Source organism: Spirosoma aerolatum, from assembly GCF_002056795.1.
GTDB classification, from domain to species: domain Bacteria; phylum Bacteroidota; class Bacteroidia; order Cytophagales; family Spirosomataceae; genus Spirosoma; species Spirosoma aerolatum.
The window spans coordinates 6,155,121-6,175,794 of the sequence record NZ_CP020104.1 but is presented as its reverse complement, the minus strand read 5'-3'; the positions used below and the strand labels follow the sequence as shown (position 1 = coordinate 6,175,794).

The window sequence follows — 20,674 nt, the reverse complement described above, 5'->3', positions numbered from 1 at the left end:
GGTATTGCAACACCCAACCCCCTGAAGGGGGCTTAGTTAGAGTGTGAGCAAAGCCCCCTTCAGGGGTTGGGGTTTGCTAAGACAGTTCCTGGAGGTTCGGAAACTAACCTAGGTTGGTTTCGAAAGGCCACCGGAGCGGTGAGCATCGTGCGGGTCTTCTTGTAAAGCCATTAAAACAGACAAATCATGCGTATTGGATTACTCATTGTCGCCGGTTTTCTTTTCATCCAGACAGGGTTCGCCCAGCCGAACGTAGCTCTATCTCAACCCGATTGGAAAGTGGTTGGGCAGTTGAAAACTCGCGACGCGAAATCCATCAAATCCAGCGCCTGGAGTATTGGCGGGGAAACCCTCGACCGGGATTACACCGACTACCAATCGTACAAGACATACCTGGGGCCGCTGGGTGCCAAACGAATTCGGCTACAGGGCGGCTGGAGCAAGTGCGAAAAGGTAAAAGGGACGTATGAATGGCAATGGCTCGATGCCGTCATTCCCGATGCGGCTTCGCGCGGGGTGGCTCCCTGGGTGGAATTGTCATACGGTAATCCAATTTACGAGGGTGGGGGCGAGGCCAAACTGGCGGGCCATATCCCAACCTCACCCGAAGCGCTGACGGCCTGGGACAATTGGGTTCGGGCCATCGTGACGCGCTACAAAAGTCAGGTGCCTGAATGGGAAATCTGGAACGAACCCGATCTCAACCCAACGCATACGGGTACGGAAATTGGCCAGTTTTACGTCCGCACGGCCCGGCTGGTGAAGTCGATTCAGCCCAATGCCCGGCTCATTGCGCTGGGTATGGCGAGCGTAACAAAGCTGGACTTTGTGAAGGACTTCTACGAGGAACTGAAAAAGGAAAACGCGCTGGATCTGGTCGATATTATGACGTATCATGGCTACGCTCACAACCCTGATTCATCCTATCCGAACATCGAAAAAATGCGGCAACTGGTATGGAGCTACAAGGCAAACGTCGTGTTTATGCAGGGCGAAAATGGAGCCCCTTCTACACCGAAAGCCGTAACGATTGGTGCCTTGCGTGATCAGGACTGGAGCGAATTGACCCAGGCCAAATGGGACCTTCGCCGGATGCTGGGCGACCACGGACGCGGTATTGCTACGAATCTGTTCACGATCAGCGATATACACTACACCGCTGGCGACCATATGGTGGGGGTGAATACAAAAGGATTGCTACAAACCAATCCCGATAAAACCATTAAGCGACCCAAACTGGCTTACAAAGCAGCCCAGCATGTTTTCTCACTCTTCGATGATCAGGTCGAACGGCTGCCATCGACTAAACCAGCGGTCAGCCAGGAAACCGTAACGGCCTTTGTCTACCGGCAAACGAAAGGGAATGGCAGTCTGGTTACACTCTGGAATGGCGAAGCCCGACCCGCCGAGCAATACATGCCTAAACCAACAACGGTAACCGTTAAAGGGCAGTTTAACCAGCCGGTTTTTGTGGATTTGATTACCGGTAATGTCTATGAAATACCCAAAAAGCAATGTCTGAAATCTGGTGATCAATGGACATTTTCTGAAATCCCCGTCCCCGATTACCCCGTGCTGATAGCGGATAAATTGGCCGTCCAATACGTAGGGGGAAAATAGACTTATGAAACGAATCCTATTTACCTGCCTCTTTCTTTGCTCGGTCAGCGCTGCTGCTCAGTTCATCGACACCGCTGCCGAGCGGGTGAAAACGCCGTTGGCCGTTAGCCTGAAACGAATTGGAACGCTGAAGCCCCGGTCTACGAATCAGATCGAATCGTCGAGGATTACGGTCGGCTGTGAGACATTGGATCGCGATTATACCGACTTCGATGCCTACAAGGCGTACCTGCCTCCGCTGGGAGCCAAAAAAATCAGGTTGCAGGCAGGCTGGGCCAAGTGTGAGCCGAAGAAGGGCGTGTACGACTGGAAATGGCTCGATGAGGTGATTGATTTTGCCGTGGCTAACAAGATTGAACCCTGGCTGGAAACATCGTATGGCAACCCCATTTATGAAGGTGGGGGCGGTACGAATCTGCTCAACAGTATGCCGACTTCGCCCGAAGGCTATGCGGCCTACGACCGCTGGGTCGAAGCACTGGTAACCCGCTACAAGGACCGGGTACATGAATGGGAAATCTGGAATGAACCCGACCATCCCCTACAGAAAATCACCCCGGAAACAACGGCTGAACTCAATATCCGTACCGCCGACATCATTAAACGTATTCAGCCGAATGCCAAAATTGCCGGACTGGCCTTTGCGTCGCATTCCGATACCGCGTACCTGGATCGGTTTCTGAAGGTCATTAGCGACAAGGGTAAGCTCCCTCTGTTCGAGTGGATTTCGTACCATAGCTACGACTTCCGACCCGAAGATTCGTACAAAGGGGTGATGGCGCTGAAAGCCGTAATCGGCAAGTATTCAAAAACGCTGTTGCTGCGGCAGGGCGAAAACGGGGCGCCATCGGGCTACATACCCAGCTTTGCCCTTGACAAATATTACTGGACGGAATACAGCCAGGCTAAATACGACATGCGCCGACTGCTGGGCGATCTGGGCCGCGACATCGAAACGTCGGTCTTCACCATCATCGACATTCGGTACGCATTTAATCCGCCCGTGCTGAATACGAAGGGGTTAATTCAGTCAGATCTGGACAAAACGGCCATTCGCCCCAAAGTGGCGTATTACGCAGTGCAGAACCTTACATCTGTTTTCGACAGCCGCCTTGAGCTAGCCCCGGCCGCAACCGTCACCACCACCGCGATAGAGCCGATTTCGACGTTTGTTTATCACCGGAAAGCGGGAAAAAAGCAGCTTGTATCCCTTTGGTTTGATAGTAAGACGCCCAACAATGTGTTCAGGACAACCCCCATCGACATAACCATCTCATCCGGGAATTTTACCACACCGGTCTGGGTGGATCTACTGACGGGGCACGTCTACGAAATTCCGAAAGGAAACTGGACGAAAACGGGCACTACCTACACCTTCAGAAACCTACCGGTCTACGATTCGCCGGTTCTGATTGCCGATCAATCAACACTGATTTTTTAGCCGCTATACCCTTATGAGTCAACTCAAAGCACTCGATTACACAGCCATCATTCTCTACATGATTATGATGTCGGGGATTGGTATTTTTTTAGGCCGATTTGTCAAAAATATTAATGACTATTTCAAGGGGGGGAGTGGCGTTTCGTGGATTGCCGGGGGTATTAGCAACTTCATGACTAAATTCAGTACCTTTATTTTCGTGGCCTACGCGGGCATCGCTTACTCCGATGGGCTGGTGGCGATCACGGTGCTGTGGAGCACCATTTTTCCGTCGCTGATTGCCGTTTTCTTTTTCGCCAAACGCTGGAAACGGGCGGGTATCCTGAGTCCCGTCGAATTTCTGGAAACCCGCTACAACGCGCCCATTCGGCAGATTTTCTCGTGGAGTGGTGTCGCCTTCAAACTTCTCGACGATATGATCAAGCTCTACTCGATTGGCCTGTTCGTAACGGCCGCGTCGGGTATTCCATTCGAGACAGCGGTTATTGGCTGCGGCATTGTCGTGACGCTCTACACGGTGGTGGGCGGTTTCTGGGCGGTGATCGTGACAGATGTGGTGCAGTTCGTTATTCTCTTTTTTGCTACGTTGATCCTGGTGCCGCTGGCCTATAATGCCGCCGGTGGTTTCGAGCATATGCAGGCGGTTATGCCGCAGAATATGACCTGGTTCAACGGCAAAAAAGGGATGCCGCTTTTCCTGATCGCCTATTACGTGCTGATCATCATCCGGTACAGCGGCAACTGGACGTTTATTCAGCGTTTTTACAGTGCTAAAAACGAAACCGACGGACAGAAACTAGCGATTCTTTCGTCTGTCTTATTTTTCATCTTCCCCGTCATCTTCCTGTTTCCGCCCCTGGCCGCCAGGGTCATCTTACCGAAGCTGGACAACCCCGAAATGGCCTATGTAAGCTTGTGCCTCAAGCTGCTGCCCGAAGGCATTATGGGCCTGATGATTGCGGCCATGTTTGCAGCTACCATGTCGGTGCTGAGTGCCGAATACAACGTAACGGCCAGCGTACTGACCCGCGATATTTACCAGCGGGTGTTTCGCCCCAATGCGAGTGGAAAAGAGTCGCTGCTGGTGGGTCGGTTGATGACGCTGCTGGTTGGGTTCACCGTGACGGTCGGGGCGCTTTTCGTGGGTGGATTTGGGGGGGCTTTTGAAGCCAACAAACTACTGGCGGGGGTCTTCGCTGTACCCATGATTGTACCGGTTATCTTCGGGATTCTCCTCCGAAAACCACAGCCCTGGGGCGCCCTGGCTACGCTGTTTCTGGGCACTGCGCTAGGTTTTGTCCTGAACATGAACAAAGCCATCAGCTGGGAAGCCGCCACCCTGATCGAGATTGCCTTCTGTACTGTACTCTTTATCGTATCGGGCTTTTTCCCGTCGAAGGATGCAGCTTACAATGCGAAGGTAAACGCCTTTTTTCATAAGCTGGCCGTGCCATTTGTTGCCGAAGCCGATTCAAACGATCAGGACGTTTTCAAAGACGCGATCAAGCTTATGTACGGCATTGCGTTCGGGTTGACGGGCCTGATGTTTGTGATTATGGGATTTCCATCACGGAACATGCTAAGCGGGCAACTGGCCCTCGGCGCTGGTACGCTATGCCTCATTCTCGCTTACGGTTTATGGTCAAAAGCGCGAAAGGTAACGGCTATTATCAAGGAAGAAACTACAGGGACCCCACCCCAACCCCTCCCCTTAAAAAAAGGGGAGGGGCTTACAAGCCGTTGAAATTAGCCCCTCCTTTTAAATATTGAGAGGAACTTACAAACTGCCGAAGTTAGCCCCTCCCCTGGTTTAAGGGGAGGGGTTGGGGTGGGGTAAAATTGTCCACTCTGCAAAAACCTAAGATTATTCGAATTACAACCTTAAAATTATGAGTTACCTCGACAATAAAGTGTGCTTTATCACCGGTGCGTCGGGTGGTATTGGCAGAGCCACGGCCCTTCAATTGCTCGAACAAGGGGCGAATGTCTTTGATTTCAGCCGAACCCGGCAGCTTGCCGATGAAGTGCAGCACGAAAACCTGCGCTCCTTTAAAGGTGATGTGAGCCTGGAAGCGGATGTACAGGCCGGATTTGCCGCTTGCCTGGACGCCTTCGGTACCATCGACGTGCTCCTGAACAACGCGGGCATGGGCATGCTGACAACCGACCTCTCCATAACCGAGCTGGATGCCTACGAGCAAATGATGAACGTGAATATGCGGGGCGTATTTCTCTGCAACCGCGAAGCCCTGAAGGTGATGAAGCCGAAGAAAAAGGGGCATATTCTAACCGTTATTTCGATGGCTGGTCAGCGCACCAATCCCAACGCGCCGGTCTATGCAGCCTCGAAGTTTGGTGCACGGGGACTGAGCAGCGGCCTGGCCGATCAGGTTATTAAAGAGGGTATCAAAGTGACCGACGTAAACCCAGGCCCTACCGATAGCGATTACTGGGGTGACCGTAAGGTGCCCCGCGAAAAGTTTTTAAAGGTGGAAGATGTGGCCAGCGTGATCACGTTTGTGCTCAACCAACCGGATTACGTCGTGATCCGTGAAATCAATTTCGACAACATGAATTTTCTGGCAGGATGATAACGAACACACTCCATACCCATACGAACGGCAACGGCCAGGCTGTTGCTCCATCGCCTTTCCCCATCCCCGTTTCCGAGATGCGGGAGCGATACCTGCGACTCTACACCGGCGCGGTCAACGATGTGCTGCGGTTTAATTACAACATGCACGCCACCAGTTTGCCGCCGGAGTTTGCCCCCCTCCGGGAAGCCATGAAAATGGCGGGCCTGGCTTTCACCGTGAAAGGTGGTCCCGATATTACCACCGACGGTGAGTTTGAAATGCGCGCGCAAATGCTCGAAGACCTACATCAGGATTCCGTGGTTGTCTGGGACTGCACCGGCGATACCGTCACCTCGCAGTGGGGCGAAGTGATGACCATGGCCGCCATGCGAATTGGTTGCCGGGGCGCCGTTGTCAATGGCATCCGCGATACGCAGGCTATTCTGGAACTGGGTTTCTCGGTCTTTCATAAGTACAAAGCCAATACGGGTATGCTGGGTCGTTTCCGGATGCACCACTACCAGAAACCCGTGCTCATGGGCGAAGTGACTGTGAAGCCCGGCGATTGGGTATTCGGCGACATCGACGGGGTGATCTCGATTCCGCAACATATCGCCTACGAGGTGCTGATTGCCGCTGAGAAGATTATGCACAAGGAAGACGAAATCCGGGAAATGGTCGAAAGCGGCATGAAACCAACCGACGTCGTAAAGAATGGAGGCTATTTCTGATACAGCTATGCAAATTGAGTCACCTATACGGGAGCTGGATGCTTGTTTTCTGTCCGAGTCTGACCGCTCCCGGATTCTGGATGGGCTACGAACGGGTGACTCGGTGCTGCGTCGTTTTAAGTCGGCTTTGCACCAGCGTGTTTATGAGCGGGTAGCCACCAAAGGCTTACTCGGTCCCGACGCCACAGTGGCTTGGTATTACCCGGCGGCCGAGTACCTGTCCGACGCGGCTATGTTGTACGCACTTTTCCCTGAAGAACGGCTGGCCAAATGGCTCCGTACCGTTACCCTCGACATTACCCGGACGCCCACTTACGATTGGGTCGGGCCTGCCTTCCGCGACCATTCAGAATCGCTGACGGGTCACCTCGAAACGGCGCATCTGTGCTGGGCACTGAGTGCCGTCTATGACCTGGCCCGCGATGCGTTTTCTGAGTCGGAGCAAGTCGAAATCCGGGAAGCATTGACCGGAAAAGGGATTGCCCTGTGTCGGCGGTGGATCGACAAAAATATGCACCTGGCCAATTGGCGGGGTATCCTGACATCGGGTATACTAGTAGCGGCAGCGGTTCTTGACGAACAGGAGTTGATTGATCAATACGTATCGGAATGGCAACAGTGTGCGCTGGCCTTTCAACCCGACGGCTCCTATGGGGAGTCGTTGCAATACGGAAATTACCTGGCTTTTGCGCTTATGCTTTCCTACGAATCACTTTGCCGAAAATACCCCGAAAAAGCGGCATTACTCAACGTAGGAGCCTACGGAAAAGGCATTCGGTGGGTAGCCAGCTGTATGTTCTATACCAAACCCCTTACCGACAATGGTAGTGCTTTCTGGGGAACCGAACCCCGCGCCCGTGCAGCCAATTTCAACGACAGTGCGGCCCTCTTCCGACCATCGGGCGATCTGCTGTTGCACTTGGCTGCACGCAGCGATTCAGCTGAAGAAAAAGGACTGGCCCGTGGGTTGTTCGCCACCTATTATGAGCCCATTTTCACGCAGGGGCCGCACGAGTTGGCTACCTTCGGGATGCACAACGACTGGGGTTTTTTAACCCTGCCACTGCTGACTCACGAAACAAAAGCTACCAGTCCCCAGGAAGTGGGACTACCCCTGACGACCGCATTCAGCAACGGCCACACGTTTATACGGGATGCCTGGGTGGGCAAGACCATCGTGGCTATAAACGGCGGTGGCGACGGACTCTACGGACCCGGTCATCTGCACGGCGATCTGAACAGTTTTATCCTGGTTCACAACCGCGAACGGCTGCTGGTCGATCCCGGCCATAGCTGCTACCGGAACCTGATTCACGGACTGGAAAGTAGCACCCAAACGCACAATACCTGCACCTTCCTCTTGGAATCGGAAACACTGGGGCTACAGGAAGACAAGGCCAAAGCCATCATGCTGGAACAGAAAAGCGTACTGCCTAGACGGCTGCTGGTCAACGGCGTACCTGGCCCAACCGTCGACCGGGGCAACCGGCGATTGCTCGTTGAGCGGGATGATGCGGTTTCCGTGGTGGGGTCAGAAGTTGGGACGACGTATGGGGCGCAAATTCAGAACTTTTCACGGTTCTGGCTCATGGGAGGTAGCCACGTTCTGTTCGTCATTGACCGGATCGAAGCGTCGCAACCCGTGACAACAGTCTGGAACTGGCTCGTCAATAACCGCGACGGACAGGCGCAGGCCGATGCGCACCACAAGTGCCTAACCGTTCGGCGAAACGAAGCGGGGATGAAGTTATTCCACACCGGTAACGGTACCATCGGTCATCCGGTCTATGGTTATGTGCATGATGCCTACCACGTTGAACCTAACCAGTACGGTGAAGGGAAGCCCGGTAGTGGCCTGCTTTATCGCTGGACAGAATCGGCCCCAGCAACCACTCGTACGGTCGTTCATGCAATTGCTCTTGATGAGGCTATTGTGCTGGATAAATGGCAGTTAAAGCAGGAAGCGAACGCTTTTACCCTATCGAATGACCAGAAGCAATGGACGCTGATCGTCCAGGACGAAGCCACCTGTCACCTGTCCCTGATCTCGGGACATGGTCGGCGGTGGGATGTCGTACCGCAAGACACTACGTATTCCCTGATTCGCATCTAAGCCAATGAGTCAACTGAAAATTACGGGCATCGACCACCCCGGCGTAGCGGCCAACGATGTGGAGGCCCTCGCCGACTGGTACTGCGATGTCTTCGGCTACGAAAAGTGGTTTCGCCACGAGAAGCCGGTCTGGATGTTGAAAGCGCCCGATGGTACACTGCTCGAAGTAATGCCCAAAGACGACACCGCTCGTCCCGAACGTACCACCTGGACACCCGGCTGGTCGCACCTGGCCCTGCGCGTCGAAAACATCGACGAAGCCATCGCTTTTCTCGACACAAAAGGGGTTCGTTGGGGCGGTTCGGTCATCAATGCCATCGGTGGCGGCAAAGTCCGCAACCTGTTTGACCCCGATGGGAACATGTTACAAATTTTAGAAAGAGCGAAAGAGTGAATGAGCGAATATGTGGTTGGCGTGTTCCACATTCTTTCATTCTCTCTCATGCACTCATACACTCTTTCGCTCTTTCATTCCGCTTCGGCGGTCCGATTTCGCTCTTTATCATATGAAAGCACTCAATTATATCGGCAATAAAACCTTTGATTTACAGGACGTAGATCTGCTGCCGCCATTACCTGGCGAGGTCCGTCTGAAAGTGGCATACTGTGGCGTATGCGGCACCGACGTTCACATTTATCACGGGGCAATGGCACAACGGCTCACGTTGCCGCAGGTGATTGGTCACGAAGTGTCGGGCGAAATAGACGCGGTAGGCGAGGGGGTTACGGGCTGGCAGCCCGGCGACCGGGTAACCGTTCGGCCACTCAAGCCAGGGCAGGAAATGGCGGTCGACAACGGTGTTCAGCACATAGGACAGAACTTGAAATTCATCGGCATCGATACCCCCGGCGGTATGCAGCAGTACTGGAACGTACCTGCGTACACCCTCCACCGGCTACCCGACGACCTGCCCCTTACGATTGGCGCAATGGTAGAGCCACTGGCTGTCGCCTGTCACGATGTGCGGCTTGGCGAAGTGAAAGCTGGCGAAAACGTTGTAATCATTGGTGGGGGGCCTATCGGCATGTTGATTGCGCTGGTTGCTAAACAGAAAGGTGCTAAAGTACTCATTTCAGAAGTCAATGAAGCCCGGTTAAAATTGGCCGAGTCGATGGGATTGGTGACCGTCAATCCCAAAGAAACGGATCTGGTTGCCTGGGTGGAGGAGTTTACCGATAGAGCAATGGCTGATGTTGTCTTTGAAGTATCGGGCGTGCAGGCTGGCGTTACGGCTATGACGCAACTGGCGCGGGTGCGGGGGCGAATCGTCATGGTCGCCATCCATGCTGAACCCAAAGCCGTTGACCTGTTCCGTTTTTTCTGGCGCGAGTTAAAATTGATTGGGGCACGGGTTTATGAACCCGAAGACTTCGATGAAGCTATTGCGCTGGCTGCTTCGGATACGCTGCCGCTCAACACGCTGATTACCCAGATTTCGCCTTTAGCCGACGCACAGGCGGTTTTTGAAACCATTGACAACAATCCTGCCGGGATGAAATACCTGCTCCAATGCGACTTCTAAACCGTTTGTGGGGAGTCTGGCTGCTACACTGGCTGAGTACGTTTGCCAACGCGCAGGTACAGCTTCAGCACCTACCCGACCACCCACGTTTGTTTGCCAATGCCACCCGGTTTGTCAAGGTGAAAAACCAGACCGACTCGGTCTCCCGACAACTGCGGGCTTACATTCGGAAAACCGCCGAACAAACACTGACGGCCGAGCAGATCGTGTACCCGTCGAAAGGTTTTAAATTCGGGCCAATGCGTGAGGTACAGGGACGAATAATCGTACTTGCCATGAGCTACCGGCTGACGGGCGACGAACGGTTTCTGAACAGGGCTCGGCAGGAGCTCCTTCAATTGGCTGCCCTGCCCGACTGGGCTCCGAACCATTTTCTGGACGTAGGCGAAGGAGCACTGGCGGCTGGCATCGGTCTCGACTGGCTGTATGCAGAGCTGACACCAGATGAACGCGATCAAATTTCCCGATCCATTGTCCAAAACGCCCTGTTGCCCTCATTGGACGTTACGGAGGGAAACGGGAGTTGGGTAGATGGTGATTTTAACTGGACGCAGGTGTGCCACAGCGGACTAACAGTGGGCGCTCTGGCCATTGCCGAACGGGAACCCGAACTGGCCAGACAAATTATTAACCGGGCCATTAAAAACCTGCCCCATGCCGGAGCCGTTTATGCACCCGACGGAGCCTATCCCGAAGGGCCTAGTTACTGGTCGTACGGCACTACGTTTCATGTGCTGCTTATCGAAGCACTGCGGTCGACACTGGGCACCAGCTTTGGGCTGGAACAGTTTCCCGGCTTCCTCAAAACCGCTGATTATAACCTGCAAATGGTGGGGCCGAGCGGCTTGGATTTCAACTATTCCGACTATCACCTCGAAACACAGAACGAGCCTATTATGATCTGGTTTGCGCGCGAAACCCGTCGCCCGGATCTCGTCCGGCAGGAGCTTGTCGCTGTCAATACATTGTACAGGGCGGCTGTTTCGAATACCAAATCCAGCGTTCATCCCAACCGGCATACGCCCCTCGAACTGCTGTGGTGGGAGCCCACGCTGGCCGCACCCTCCACGACGGCATCACCCCGCCACTGGACCTCGCAGGGCGTATTGCCTATGGTCGTGATGCGCTCGGCCTGGAATGACCCGCTGGCAACTTTTGTGGCCCTGAAAGGGGGGACGCCCAATCACTCCCACGCGCACATGGATGTAGGCAGTTTTGTACTCGAAGCCGATGGCGTTCGCTGGGCACTGGACCTGGGAACGGAAAGCTACGATAAGATGCGGGCGGCAAAACTCGATCTCTGGAGCTATGCCCAAAACAGTACCCGCTGGTCTACATTCCGGGTTGGTCCGGAAGGGCACAACATCCTCCGGTTTGATGGAGCCTATCAGGACATCACCGGCAAAGGCGAAGTCAATCCGTTACCGACAAAAAAGGGTAGCCTGGGAAACTCGGTCGATCTGACATCCCTTTACCGGAACCAGGTCGTTCGTGTACAACGCGACCTGACGCTCAATGCCGACCGGTCGGTGACCATTGAAGACCAGTGGTCTACCGGTAACAAACCCGTTGAAGCGTCGTGGCAGTGGCTCACCAAAGCAGCCATAACCCGGACCCCGAACGGCTTGCTGTTGCGTCAGGATGGTAAGTCACTAGCCTTAATCGTTGAATCGTCGGTTGGTAGAACCATCGACATTGAGGATGTTTCGGAAGCAAAAAATCCGCAGGATTCCCCCAATCCGGGTTTGAGCCGGATTGTCGTTCGGTTGGCGTCGCCAGCCAATTGCACCACTAAACTAGTAGTTCAGATCATTCCGGGAAGTCTATACGAACCAGCGCAACAGAAGTAATCCCGGACTGTCTGTTAAACTCATCTCCTACATGGCAACCAATTTCGTTAACATCACATTTACTGCCCTTTGTTTGCTCGCAATCCAAATGGATGCGGTTTTTTCTCAGTCCATTGATACATCGAAAGACCGGGTGAAAACAGATTTTTCAATTTCTCTGCCCCGATTGGGTAGCGTGAAGCCCCGCTCGACCAGAGAAATTGAATCTTCTAACTGGCTAATCGGCTGCGAGACGATGGACCGCGACTTTACCGATTATGACCAGTATAAGGAATATCTCGTTCCGCTGGGAATCAAGCGGTTGAGGATGCAGGCTGGCTGGGACAAAACCGAAAAAATAAAGGGTCAATATGACTGGGTATGGCTTGACCACATCATTGATGACGCTCATAAACGGGGGCTGAAACCCTGGCTGCAAACCTCATACGGCAACCATAATTATCCTAATGGGGGTGGGTCGAATTTGGGTGCCGGAGTGCCTACCTCTAACGAAGCACTGGAAGCCTGGGACCGCTGGGTGGAAGCGATGGTGAAACGGTATAAAGACAAAGTGGTAGACTGGGAAATCTGGAATGAACCCAACTTTGGCGACAATCAGGAGAACACCCCCGAAAAAGCGGCTGCCCTGAATATCCGAACCATCGACATTATCAAGCGCATCCAACCCGAAGCAAAGGTGTCGGGGCTGGCACTGGGACATATCGGATTGGATTATGCAGACCGGTTTTTCAAGGTGCTAGCCGAGAAAAAGAAGATCAACCTCTTCGATAATTTTACCTACCACGACTATACCTACAACCCCGATTCGCACTATCCGAAAGTAATGCAGTTACGGGCTGTCCTGGATAAATACGCGCCCACTATTCCACTGCGACAGGGCGAAAATGGTGCGCCATCGAGTCCCGGTTTTGGTCGGGGGGCCCTGGGTGATTACGAGTGGTCGGAGTTGACGCAGGCCAAATGGGACACCCGCCGGATGCTGGGCGATCTGGGGCACGACATTGAATCGAGTGTGTTCGGTATCATTGAAATGGCGTATACCAGCGGGCCCATTCATCGGCTCAACTACAAAGGGATTATCAAGTCTGATTCGACGAAACGGGCGATCCGGCCCAAAATCGCCTACTATGCCATTCAGAACGTGACGGCCATCTTCGACCATTCGCTTCAACGCATCAAAAAGCTGGAGCAAAGCTTCAATCGGACGTTTGTTCCTGAAAACAAGGCCGAAATGACCTTTTCGCCGGGTACCGACCGGAGCCTGGCCGTGTATGGCTACCAGCATAAAGACACAAAGAAACAGCTATTTACAATCTGGGCGAACGATTACATTCCCGTCGAGTCGAACGCAACCCGCAACCTGTCGTTCACGTTTTCCAACGCCAACCTCGACACGCCGGTTTACGTAGACATCATTACGGGTGGCGTGTACGAAATTCCGGCCAGTCAATGGAAAAAAACGGGCAGCCTCTACACCTTTACGGACATCCCGATCTACGACGCGCCCATCCTGATTGCCGATAAAAGCCTGGTGACATTTCAGTAACTCTTTACCGTCCATCCATGAATAACCGACTGACTACCAGCGAACACGTCCAGTTGTGGAATGCCTGTCGTGCCGGAAGCCGCGACGCTTTCTCGCAGCTCTATGATTTGTTTGCGGCAGATTTGTATCGGTATGGGTATAACCTGGTTCGGAACAAGCCTCTCGTTGAAGATTGCCTGCACGGCTTGTTTCTGCATATATACGAAAACCGGGATCGGCTGGGTGCTACCGATAACATCCGGTTCTATCTCTACCGGGCTTTGCGCCGTCGGTTGCTGGATGCAGTAAGTCGGCTGAAGCGGTTGTCTTCGGAGGAGTACCATTTTGATCAGGCCGATCTTTTCAGTCAGTCCTATGAGCAGGCCATGGTTGAACGGGAATTGGCCGACCAGCAAAACTGGGTAGTCAGGGCAGAACTGAACAAACTGCCCAAGCGCCAGAAAGAGATACTTTATCTGGTGTACATGAAAGGGCTGACGTATCAGCAAGCCGCTGAGGTGATGGATATATCCATAAAAACGGTCTACAACACTCTCAACGTAGCCCTGAAGAGTCTACGGGTTTATGTGCAGAAATCATTAGAGAAACTGGGTGCTTTATAACAATGGTCACAGGCCAATACGCAACCGCATGCTACTGATTGAGTTGGACAGATAGTAAACCCACTAAGGTAGCGACGAGTTAACTTTTCGGCCGCTTGGCCGGTCCGCCGGTGCGGACCGGCTTTTTTATGATAGGGTTATGAAATTGTTCTTCCGCGATTTGAATAACGGTTTGGTAGGCTTCCGTTTGTAGGCGTAAAAACTGGTTCTCCTTACGCTCTGGCGCCCCGGTTATAGCCTAATAAATCATTAAGATAGGTATTCATACTGGTTTAGCGACTACTAATTCCAGTAGCATACGATCAGGCAATTATGACATCACCTTGACTCTTCAGGGGAAAAGCGTTGGAGAGCCGGTTTTACAGGTTTCGGCGGGCGACGTATCGGTAGAGAAAGCGATTGATGGTCTTACCTCTGATAAGTGGATACCGAAGTCCGTAGGCTGGCTCCCATTGAAGGCTGGGCCGACAACACTTACCATCCGCGTCCGTAAACCCCCCGAAAAAATGGAATTAAAACATGTAAAACTTTTTTTTCTCACCCGATTAGCCAGTTGATTGTCAGTGATTTCCAAGCCTGTTAATGCTGTCTAAAAATAGCTTCCTATGACTTATCGATTTCCACTGTTTGCCATTCTGGTAGGTCTGGCTACCCAGCTATCGGGTTGGGCCTCTTTTTCGATTCGCGAGCCAGCGGCTCAGGTACCTGAACGTCCGAATATTCTCTGGATTACCTGCGAGGATATGTCCTATCATCTGGCCTGTTTTGGCGACAAGCAGGTGAAAACACCTAATCTTGATCGACTGGCTGCTGAAGGCGTCCGGTATTCGCATGTGTATTCAACGGCTGGGGTTTGCGCACCCAGTCGGTCGTCCATTATTACGGGTATGTATCAGATGTCGATCGGAACTCAGCACATGCGTACACTACAGGGCGATCCGTATCCGCATAAATTTTCGCCCGTGAAAACGTATTCGGCTGTGATTCCAGATTATGTCCATTGCTTTCCGGAATACCTACGTAAAGCGGGCTATTACTGTACCAATAATGTAAAACAGGATTACCAGTTTCTGCCTCCCGTTACGGTATGGGACGAAAGCAGCCCAAAAGCCCACTGGCGAAACCGGCCTACTGGTAAGCCCTTCTTTGCCATCTTTAACTCCGTTATAACCCATGAGTCGCAAATCTGGTCAAGGGAAAAGGAGCCGCTGCTGGTTCGGCCCGAAGAGGTGATCGTCCCAGCCTATTATCCTGATACCAAAACCGTACGACATGACATTGCCCGAAATCTGACCAACGTAATGCGGATGGACTCGATCATGGGCGGCATCATTCAGCAACTCAAAGACGACGGCCTCTACGATAACACGATTATCTTTTTCTATTCCGATCACGGCGATGGACTCCCCTTCGTGAAGCGGGAAGTGTATGACCGGGGGCTACGTGTACCCATGATTGTTCGGATTCCTGAGCAGTTCCGCATCAAAGGCGCTGGCCGTGTGGGATCAATAGATGACCAACTCATTAGCTTTGTCGATCTGGCGCCTACGGTGCTGTCATTGGCCAACATTCCGATTCCTGAGTATATTCAGGGGCAGGCTTTCTTAGGAGCGCAGGAGGCTAAATCACCACGTAACTACATTTTTGCCGGGCGAGATCGGATGGATATGCCGGTAGATCGGGTACGGGCCGTGGGCGATGGGCGGTTTAAGTACTACCGGAATTTCATGCCCGAAAAACCGTACTACCAGAACATTGAATTCCGACTGAATATGCCGATGATGAAGGAACTGCTGCAACTCCGCGACGAAGGCAAACTGAACGCAACCCAGATGATGTGGTTCCGCCCGACCAAACCCGCCGAAGAACTATGCGATACCCAAACTGATCCCGATGAGTTTACCAATCTGGTCGACAATCCGAAATACAAGGCCAAGCTTGAGGAATTACGTGGCCAGATGGATGCCTGGCTGAAAAAGGTGGGGGATAAGAGCGCTGTTTCTGAGGCAGCCATGCTAAAACAGATGTGGAATGGGGGAAATGAGCCCCCAAAAACCGCTTCGCCAGAACTGGTAAAAACCGGGCATACCATTCGTATTCGATGCGCTACACCGGGGGCTTCAGTAGGGTATATTCTCAAACATGGCACGGATCAAGCCAATGTCTGGCAGGTATATAGTGGCCAGATATTGATGCTCCAGCCGGGCGATTCATTACGGGTCGTTGCGCAGCGAATTGGCTATTTGCCCAGTAAAGAGCTGAAAATGAAAGAATAAACTGCAATAGACAGTAAGCTGTTATGAAGCAACTCCTTTTCCTGCTACTACTACCTATGGGGATAATGGCTCAGTCACCCCGACCGAATATCGTCCTGATTGTAGCCGACGATCTGGGTTATACCGATCTGAGCTGCTATGGTCATAAACGCCACCAAACGCCGTTTATTGACTCGCTGGCGCGGAAAGGCATTCGGTTCACACAAGCCTATGCCGCTAGTCCGGTTTGTTCACCCAGTCGGGCTGCTATACTGACAGGCAAGCACCCGGCCCGCCTTCAATTGACCAATTTTCTGGGTGGTCTACGAACCGATTCCCTTTCGCCTGTCGATCCGGCTCCCTGGCGGCAATACCTGCCCAGTTCAGAAGTAACGCTCGCTGAGCGCTTACGCACACTGGGGTATCAGACGGGAATGGTCGGGAAGTGGCATCTGGGGGGCGCTGATTCACTGGCCCCCTGGTCGCAGGGATTTGGCTATACCCGGGTTATTGGTCGTAATGGGCTGGATTATTACAAGTATGGTATTTATGAGGATAGCTATAAAACCGAATTCCGTGACAACGGTCAGGCGTATCTGACCGATAAACTGACCGACTACGCCGTTGACTTTATTCAGCAGGCCGACCGCCAGAAGCCCTTTTTCCTGTATGTGCCCTATTCGGCTCCCCATGTTATGATTATACCCCGTGCCGACAAGCTGAATAAATACCTGATGAATTACAATAAGTGGGGCGAAGACTACAATCCGTACTACGCAGCCATGCTCGAAAGTCTCGACGACGGCGTAGGGCGGATCGTGGCGAAATTGAACGAGTTGGGACTAACTAAAAACACCCTCGTCATTTTTACATCCGATAATGGGGGCGTAGGATTGCCCGAACTGGGTCCAACGCCAACCAATCTGGCTCCGCTTCGGAAATGGAAAGGCCATGTCTACGAAGGTGGAATTCGGGTGCCGCTGGTGGTGAGCTGGCCGGGTACGATTCCGCAGAACCAGACAGCAACCAGTTACGTTATCAATACCGATTTTACTCCCACACTGCTGGACCTGATTGGCCACCCCATACCGACTCAGGAAACACCCGACGGCCGAAGTTTTCGGACGTTATTGACAAACCCAACCGACTCACTTAATCGGGGCGCTATTTTCTGGCATTATCCGCATTTCAGCAATCAGTTGGGACGACCGGCCGGAGCCGTTCGTCTGGGCGACTGGAAACTGGTGGAGAGCTACGAAACGGGTCAGCGCGAGCTGTTCAACCTACGTAACGACCTTAGTGAATCGCATGACCTAAGCCAGAATAATACGGCTAAAACCGCTGAATTAGCCAAATTGCTCCGTAACTGGCGGCAGGAAGTCGGCGCATCCATGCCGGTGCGAAAAGCTAAATAAAGCGTTATGGGCGCATTCCCCTGGGTAGCAGATCTTAGCAGTTGTCCAACCACGCAATCGGGTATCAAACCGAATACCGACCTGACCAAAACAGGAATTCAGCCAGGTATGGTTTACCTGGAAGGTTATCTAAAAATACCCAAGGATGGCATGTACCAGTTCAGTATGTATGGAAACGGTAGCTATGTTTTGCGGCTACACGAAGCGCTGGTTTTAGACCGCAGCTCTATCCCGATCAGCCTAAATTGATGCTTCCCATTTCGGCAGTGGTCAACTTAAAAGCAGGTTACCATCCCTTCCGAATTTATTATCATTATACGGGCGAGGGAAAGCCCATTCTTGAGTGGAAGTGGCAGACAGAAGGCATCGCCGAGCACCAGCTTCAGCATTATTTCATGTGCCTGAAAATTAACCGCCGATATTGCCTGGAGATAATACGAGGGGTGTTATGCCCTGATTTTATTCGGGCGTTTTCGCGGACAATTTGAATGATACAGAGATGTAATAATTGCCTTATTATCAATGCATTATCGGCGAATATTGCACACTCCCATACCTGTTCTTGAACGATTTTAATATTGGCTCGTCCTGGCAAGCACAGTGGTGCTTGCACCAATGAAGTCATTAACGAACACAGCACGTTGTACCGAGCCGACGTAGTTAAAACTAAATAAGGACACTGGGTATATACTGTTAGCTGAACAATCAGTTAAGGCGTTCATGACTTCTTTGTAGGACCAAACATCTGAACGGATTGGAATCGCATAATCGTAGGGGCTTTACTTATTTGGCGAATAGGGTCTTAACCCGTATTTGTAAACGCCTATCCTCTTGACTATTCATGAATTCCTGCGTTCGTCTCAGGTTACTAGTCGTGACTATTAATTGCCAGTTGCAGGCACAGACGCTTCTCCGCCAGGTAACCATGAAACTGGATGGATCATGGGTGAGAAATCAACTGGTAGTTAGCAGTATTCGGCAATTGCTGGATATTGATTTCAATACCCTTGGTTTGGCCCAGTAAGCAAGAAAAACTAGTTGGCCGAACGGCTGATAAATTCATTCACATTTTTTTTCGTGATACGTAGTAATCCCGTATTCACTGCGGTAGGGATATTGGTGATGCCAGCTTGCTCATCATGAGCCGAAAGCCGGTTGGTTTGATGAACCATATCATACAGGAACTGAGCCCCATACCAGGTAAACAATTCTCGTTTTTGACCCGCCAGCATTTGGATAACCCCTTCCTGAACGAGTTGAAGGTGCTCCGGCTCCCAGTCGACCGTAGTGATTTTCACCTTTCCGACGCGTCCGGCTTCTTTCACGGCCAACCCCATGCCTGGTCCTGAGTTGGAGTCGAAGCCACACAACCCGGCCAGGTCGGGGTGGGCTGCCAGCAGATCGGAAGTGATCCGGGCAGCATCTTCCACGTTGGCCTTATCGTCAAATTTTCCGACGATTTCGATGCCGGGGTAGTTCTTTACCACATCCAGTAGCCCCCGAAAGCCCGCTTCCATGTTGGTGAGGCCCAGAATACCCATGTAGGCGATTTTGCCTTTCCCGCCCAATAACCGCACCATCTCGTTGCCCTGCATCTTACCGATCTCATACCAGTCGGTGCCCAGGAAGGCATGGCGTTTTGAGTTCGGTATATCCGAATCGTACACCACCGTGGGTATGCCTGCCGCCACTGCCTTGTTAAGAACCGGCCCAATGGCCGGATCGGTGCCGTTGATAAGTAAACCCGCCGGACGGGTGCCAATCACCTCCTCAATCGTGTTAATCTGTGCCGGAACGTCCCAATCGGCAGGCCCCAGAATGGATACCTTCACCTTGTGCGCACGGCCCCAACGGAGGAACGTAGCCTGATCATGGTTAACGTACATGGGCATCGACACGGCAGTTGTCACCATGACGTACTCTTCCGTAGCGCCTGGCGGGGTTGTTTCGGTAAAGGTGTTTGCTACTCCGGCAGTCGAACCCTGACGGGGAGGCAGCTCACAGGAAGCCACGCCCAGGAGGCTGAATAACAGTAGTTTTTTCATGATAGAGTCACCCGTTTTTGTAGGGCTTTATCGGTCCAGACGGCGGTAATTAAAATCAGACCGAGAATGATTTCCTGCCAGTAGCCCGACACCCGGGCGAGTACCATTACATTGCTGACCAGCCCCATGAATACCGCACCAAGCAACGCGCCGGGAATTTTGCCGTGCCCACCCGACAAACTGGCCCCCCCCAGAATGACGGCCGTAATCACCCTGAGTTCCAGGCCGCGGCCTGCGGTGGGCAAGGCGGTGCCGAGTCGGGAGGCTAGCAAAATACCAGCTGCTCCAGCCAGTAAAGAGGTCATGACAAAGCCCCAGAGCTTCATCTTTTTAACGCGGATTCCCGACAGTTCTGCTGCTCGTTCGTTGCCGCCAATGTAGTAGTAGCGCCGAAAAAATATCGTTTTATTCATCAGGAAAGCAAACGTACCCACCAGCATCAACATGTACCATACGGGCATCTGTACCCCCAGCAGGCGGGATTGACTGATGGCATTAAACCAGTAGGGTAGATTCTGAATACCGGAGCCACCCATTAGGAGCGCTCCACCCCGAACGATACCCATGGTGGCCAGCGTCTGAATCATGGGATTTATGCCTTGATAAGCAATCAGATAACCATTCGCAAGCCCGATAACCCCGGCGCAGGCCAGTGCTGTGAGCAGTGCCAGGGGTATGGGCAGGTTCAATGCCATCATACCATACGCGGCCACTCCACCCGAAAACGCAACGACCGAGCCAACTGATAAATCAAAAGCCCCGGATACTAACAGCAGCATCATCCCGATGGCCACAATGGTATCGTTACTCAGATTCAGCAGGAGCTGACTCCAGTTTCCCATGGTTGGAAACGTCTGCGGAAAAGCTATTGTCGCGCCAACGCCCACCAGCAAAATCGTTAATGTCAGCGAATAGATTCGTTCCTGAAGAAGTATGCGCATCCTGTTAGCTATAAAT

General features: G+C 52.6%; 19 protein-coding genes. 17 read left to right on the top strand and 2 right to left on the bottom strand.

Annotation, left to right across the window (positions count from 1 at the left end):
• Window positions 1–186 precede the first annotated feature (186 nt).
• From B5M13_RS25620 to B5M13_RS33830, 17 genes are all read left to right on the top strand, one after another.
• Entirely contained in the window at window positions 187–1,620 is a 1,434-nt protein-coding gene (locus B5M13_RS25620) for a GH39 family glycosyl hydrolase (protein WP_080058381.1), read from the top strand.
• A gap of 4 nt (window positions 1,621–1,624) precedes the next feature.
• The gene (locus B5M13_RS25615) at window positions 1,625–3,061 is read left to right on the top strand and encodes a GH39 family glycosyl hydrolase (protein ID WP_080058380.1); all 1,437 of its coding nucleotides are present in this window, start codon (window positions 1,625–1,627) and stop codon (window positions 3,059–3,061) included.
• A 13-nt stretch (window positions 3,062–3,074) separates the two neighbouring features.
• Window positions 3,075–4,805 carry a sodium:solute symporter family protein gene (locus tag B5M13_RS25610; RefSeq protein WP_245859495.1) on the top strand — a complete coding sequence of 577 codons (1,731 nt, stop codon included), beginning with the start codon at window positions 3,075–3,077 and terminating at the stop codon, window positions 4,803–4,805.
• Window positions 4,806–4,950: 145 nt separating this feature from the next.
• A complete protein-coding gene (locus B5M13_RS25605; protein WP_080058379.1) occupies window positions 4,951–5,652 on the top strand; it encodes an SDR family oxidoreductase in 702 nt (233 codons plus the stop codon).
• On the top strand, window positions 5,649–6,368 hold the full coding sequence (locus tag B5M13_RS25600) for an RraA family protein (protein ID WP_080058378.1): 720 nt from the start codon (window positions 5,649–5,651) through the stop codon (window positions 6,366–6,368). The genes B5M13_RS25605 and B5M13_RS25600 overlap by 4 nt, the downstream gene beginning before the upstream one ends.
• 7 nt (window positions 6,369–6,375) lie before the next feature.
• A complete protein-coding gene (locus B5M13_RS25595) occupies window positions 6,376–8,481 on the top strand; it encodes a heparinase II/III domain-containing protein (protein ID WP_080060078.1) in 2,106 nt (701 codons plus the stop codon).
• Between the two features lie 4 nt (window positions 8,482–8,485).
• Window positions 8,486–8,875 carry a VOC family protein gene (locus B5M13_RS25590; protein WP_080058377.1) on the top strand — a complete coding sequence of 130 codons (390 nt, stop codon included), beginning with the start codon at window positions 8,486–8,488 and terminating at the stop codon, window positions 8,873–8,875.
• 112 nt (window positions 8,876–8,987) lie between these two features.
• Complete coding sequence (locus B5M13_RS25585; protein ID WP_080058376.1) at window positions 8,988–10,004, top strand: zinc-dependent alcohol dehydrogenase; 1,017 nt, start codon at window positions 8,988–8,990, stop codon at window positions 10,002–10,004.
• Window positions 9,992–11,854, top strand: a complete 1,863-nt coding sequence (locus tag B5M13_RS25580; protein ID WP_080058375.1) for a heparinase II/III domain-containing protein — start codon at window positions 9,992–9,994, stop codon at window positions 11,852–11,854. Before B5M13_RS25585 ends, B5M13_RS25580 begins: the two co-directional genes overlap by 13 nt.
• Before the next feature lie 88 nt (window positions 11,855–11,942).
• Window positions 11,943–13,400: a GH39 family glycosyl hydrolase gene (locus B5M13_RS25575; protein ID WP_245860100.1), complete on the top strand. Its 1,458-nt coding sequence runs from the start codon at window positions 11,943–11,945 to the stop codon at window positions 13,398–13,400.
• Between the two features lie 17 nt (window positions 13,401–13,417).
• On the top strand, window positions 13,418–14,002 hold the full coding sequence (locus B5M13_RS25570) for an RNA polymerase sigma factor (RefSeq protein ID WP_080058373.1): 585 nt from the start codon (window positions 13,418–13,420) through the stop codon (window positions 14,000–14,002).
• A 323-nt stretch (window positions 14,003–14,325) separates the two neighbouring features.
• Window positions 14,326–14,559 carry a hypothetical protein gene (locus B5M13_RS25565; protein ID WP_080058372.1) on the top strand — a complete coding sequence of 78 codons (234 nt, stop codon included), beginning with the start codon at window positions 14,326–14,328 and terminating at the stop codon, window positions 14,557–14,559.
• 48 nt (window positions 14,560–14,607) lie between these two features.
• Entirely contained in the window at window positions 14,608–16,278 is a 1,671-nt protein-coding gene (locus B5M13_RS25560) for a sulfatase family protein (RefSeq protein ID WP_080058371.1), read from the top strand.
• Window positions 16,279–16,301: 23 nt separating this feature from the next.
• The gene (locus B5M13_RS25555) at window positions 16,302–17,672 is read left to right on the top strand and encodes a sulfatase (protein ID WP_080058370.1); all 1,371 of its coding nucleotides are present in this window, start codon (window positions 16,302–16,304) and stop codon (window positions 17,670–17,672) included.
• Window positions 17,673–17,678: 6 nt separating this feature from the next.
• Entirely contained in the window at window positions 17,679–17,921 is a 243-nt protein-coding gene (locus tag B5M13_RS25550) for a PA14 domain-containing protein (protein ID WP_080058369.1), read from the top strand.
• A complete protein-coding gene (locus B5M13_RS25545) occupies window positions 17,921–18,160 on the top strand; it encodes a hypothetical protein (protein ID WP_080058368.1) in 240 nt (79 codons plus the stop codon). Before B5M13_RS25550 ends, B5M13_RS25545 begins: the two co-directional genes overlap by 1 nt.
• 353 nt (window positions 18,161–18,513) lie before the next feature.
• Window positions 18,514–18,696, top strand: a complete 183-nt coding sequence (locus B5M13_RS33830; RefSeq protein ID WP_080058367.1) for a hypothetical protein — start codon at window positions 18,514–18,516, stop codon at window positions 18,694–18,696.
• A 10-nt stretch (window positions 18,697–18,706) separates the two neighbouring features.
• Here the strand turns inward: B5M13_RS33830 and B5M13_RS25535 are convergent, their stop codons facing one another.
• Complete coding sequence (locus B5M13_RS25535) at window positions 18,707–19,717, bottom strand: substrate-binding domain-containing protein (protein ID WP_080058366.1); 1,011 nt, start codon at window positions 19,715–19,717, stop codon at window positions 18,707–18,709.
• Entirely contained in the window at window positions 19,714–20,658 is a 945-nt protein-coding gene (locus B5M13_RS25530; RefSeq protein WP_080058365.1) for an ABC transporter permease, read from the bottom strand. The genes B5M13_RS25535 and B5M13_RS25530 overlap by 4 nt, the downstream gene beginning before the upstream one ends.
• Window positions 20,659–20,674: the final 16 nt, after the last annotated feature.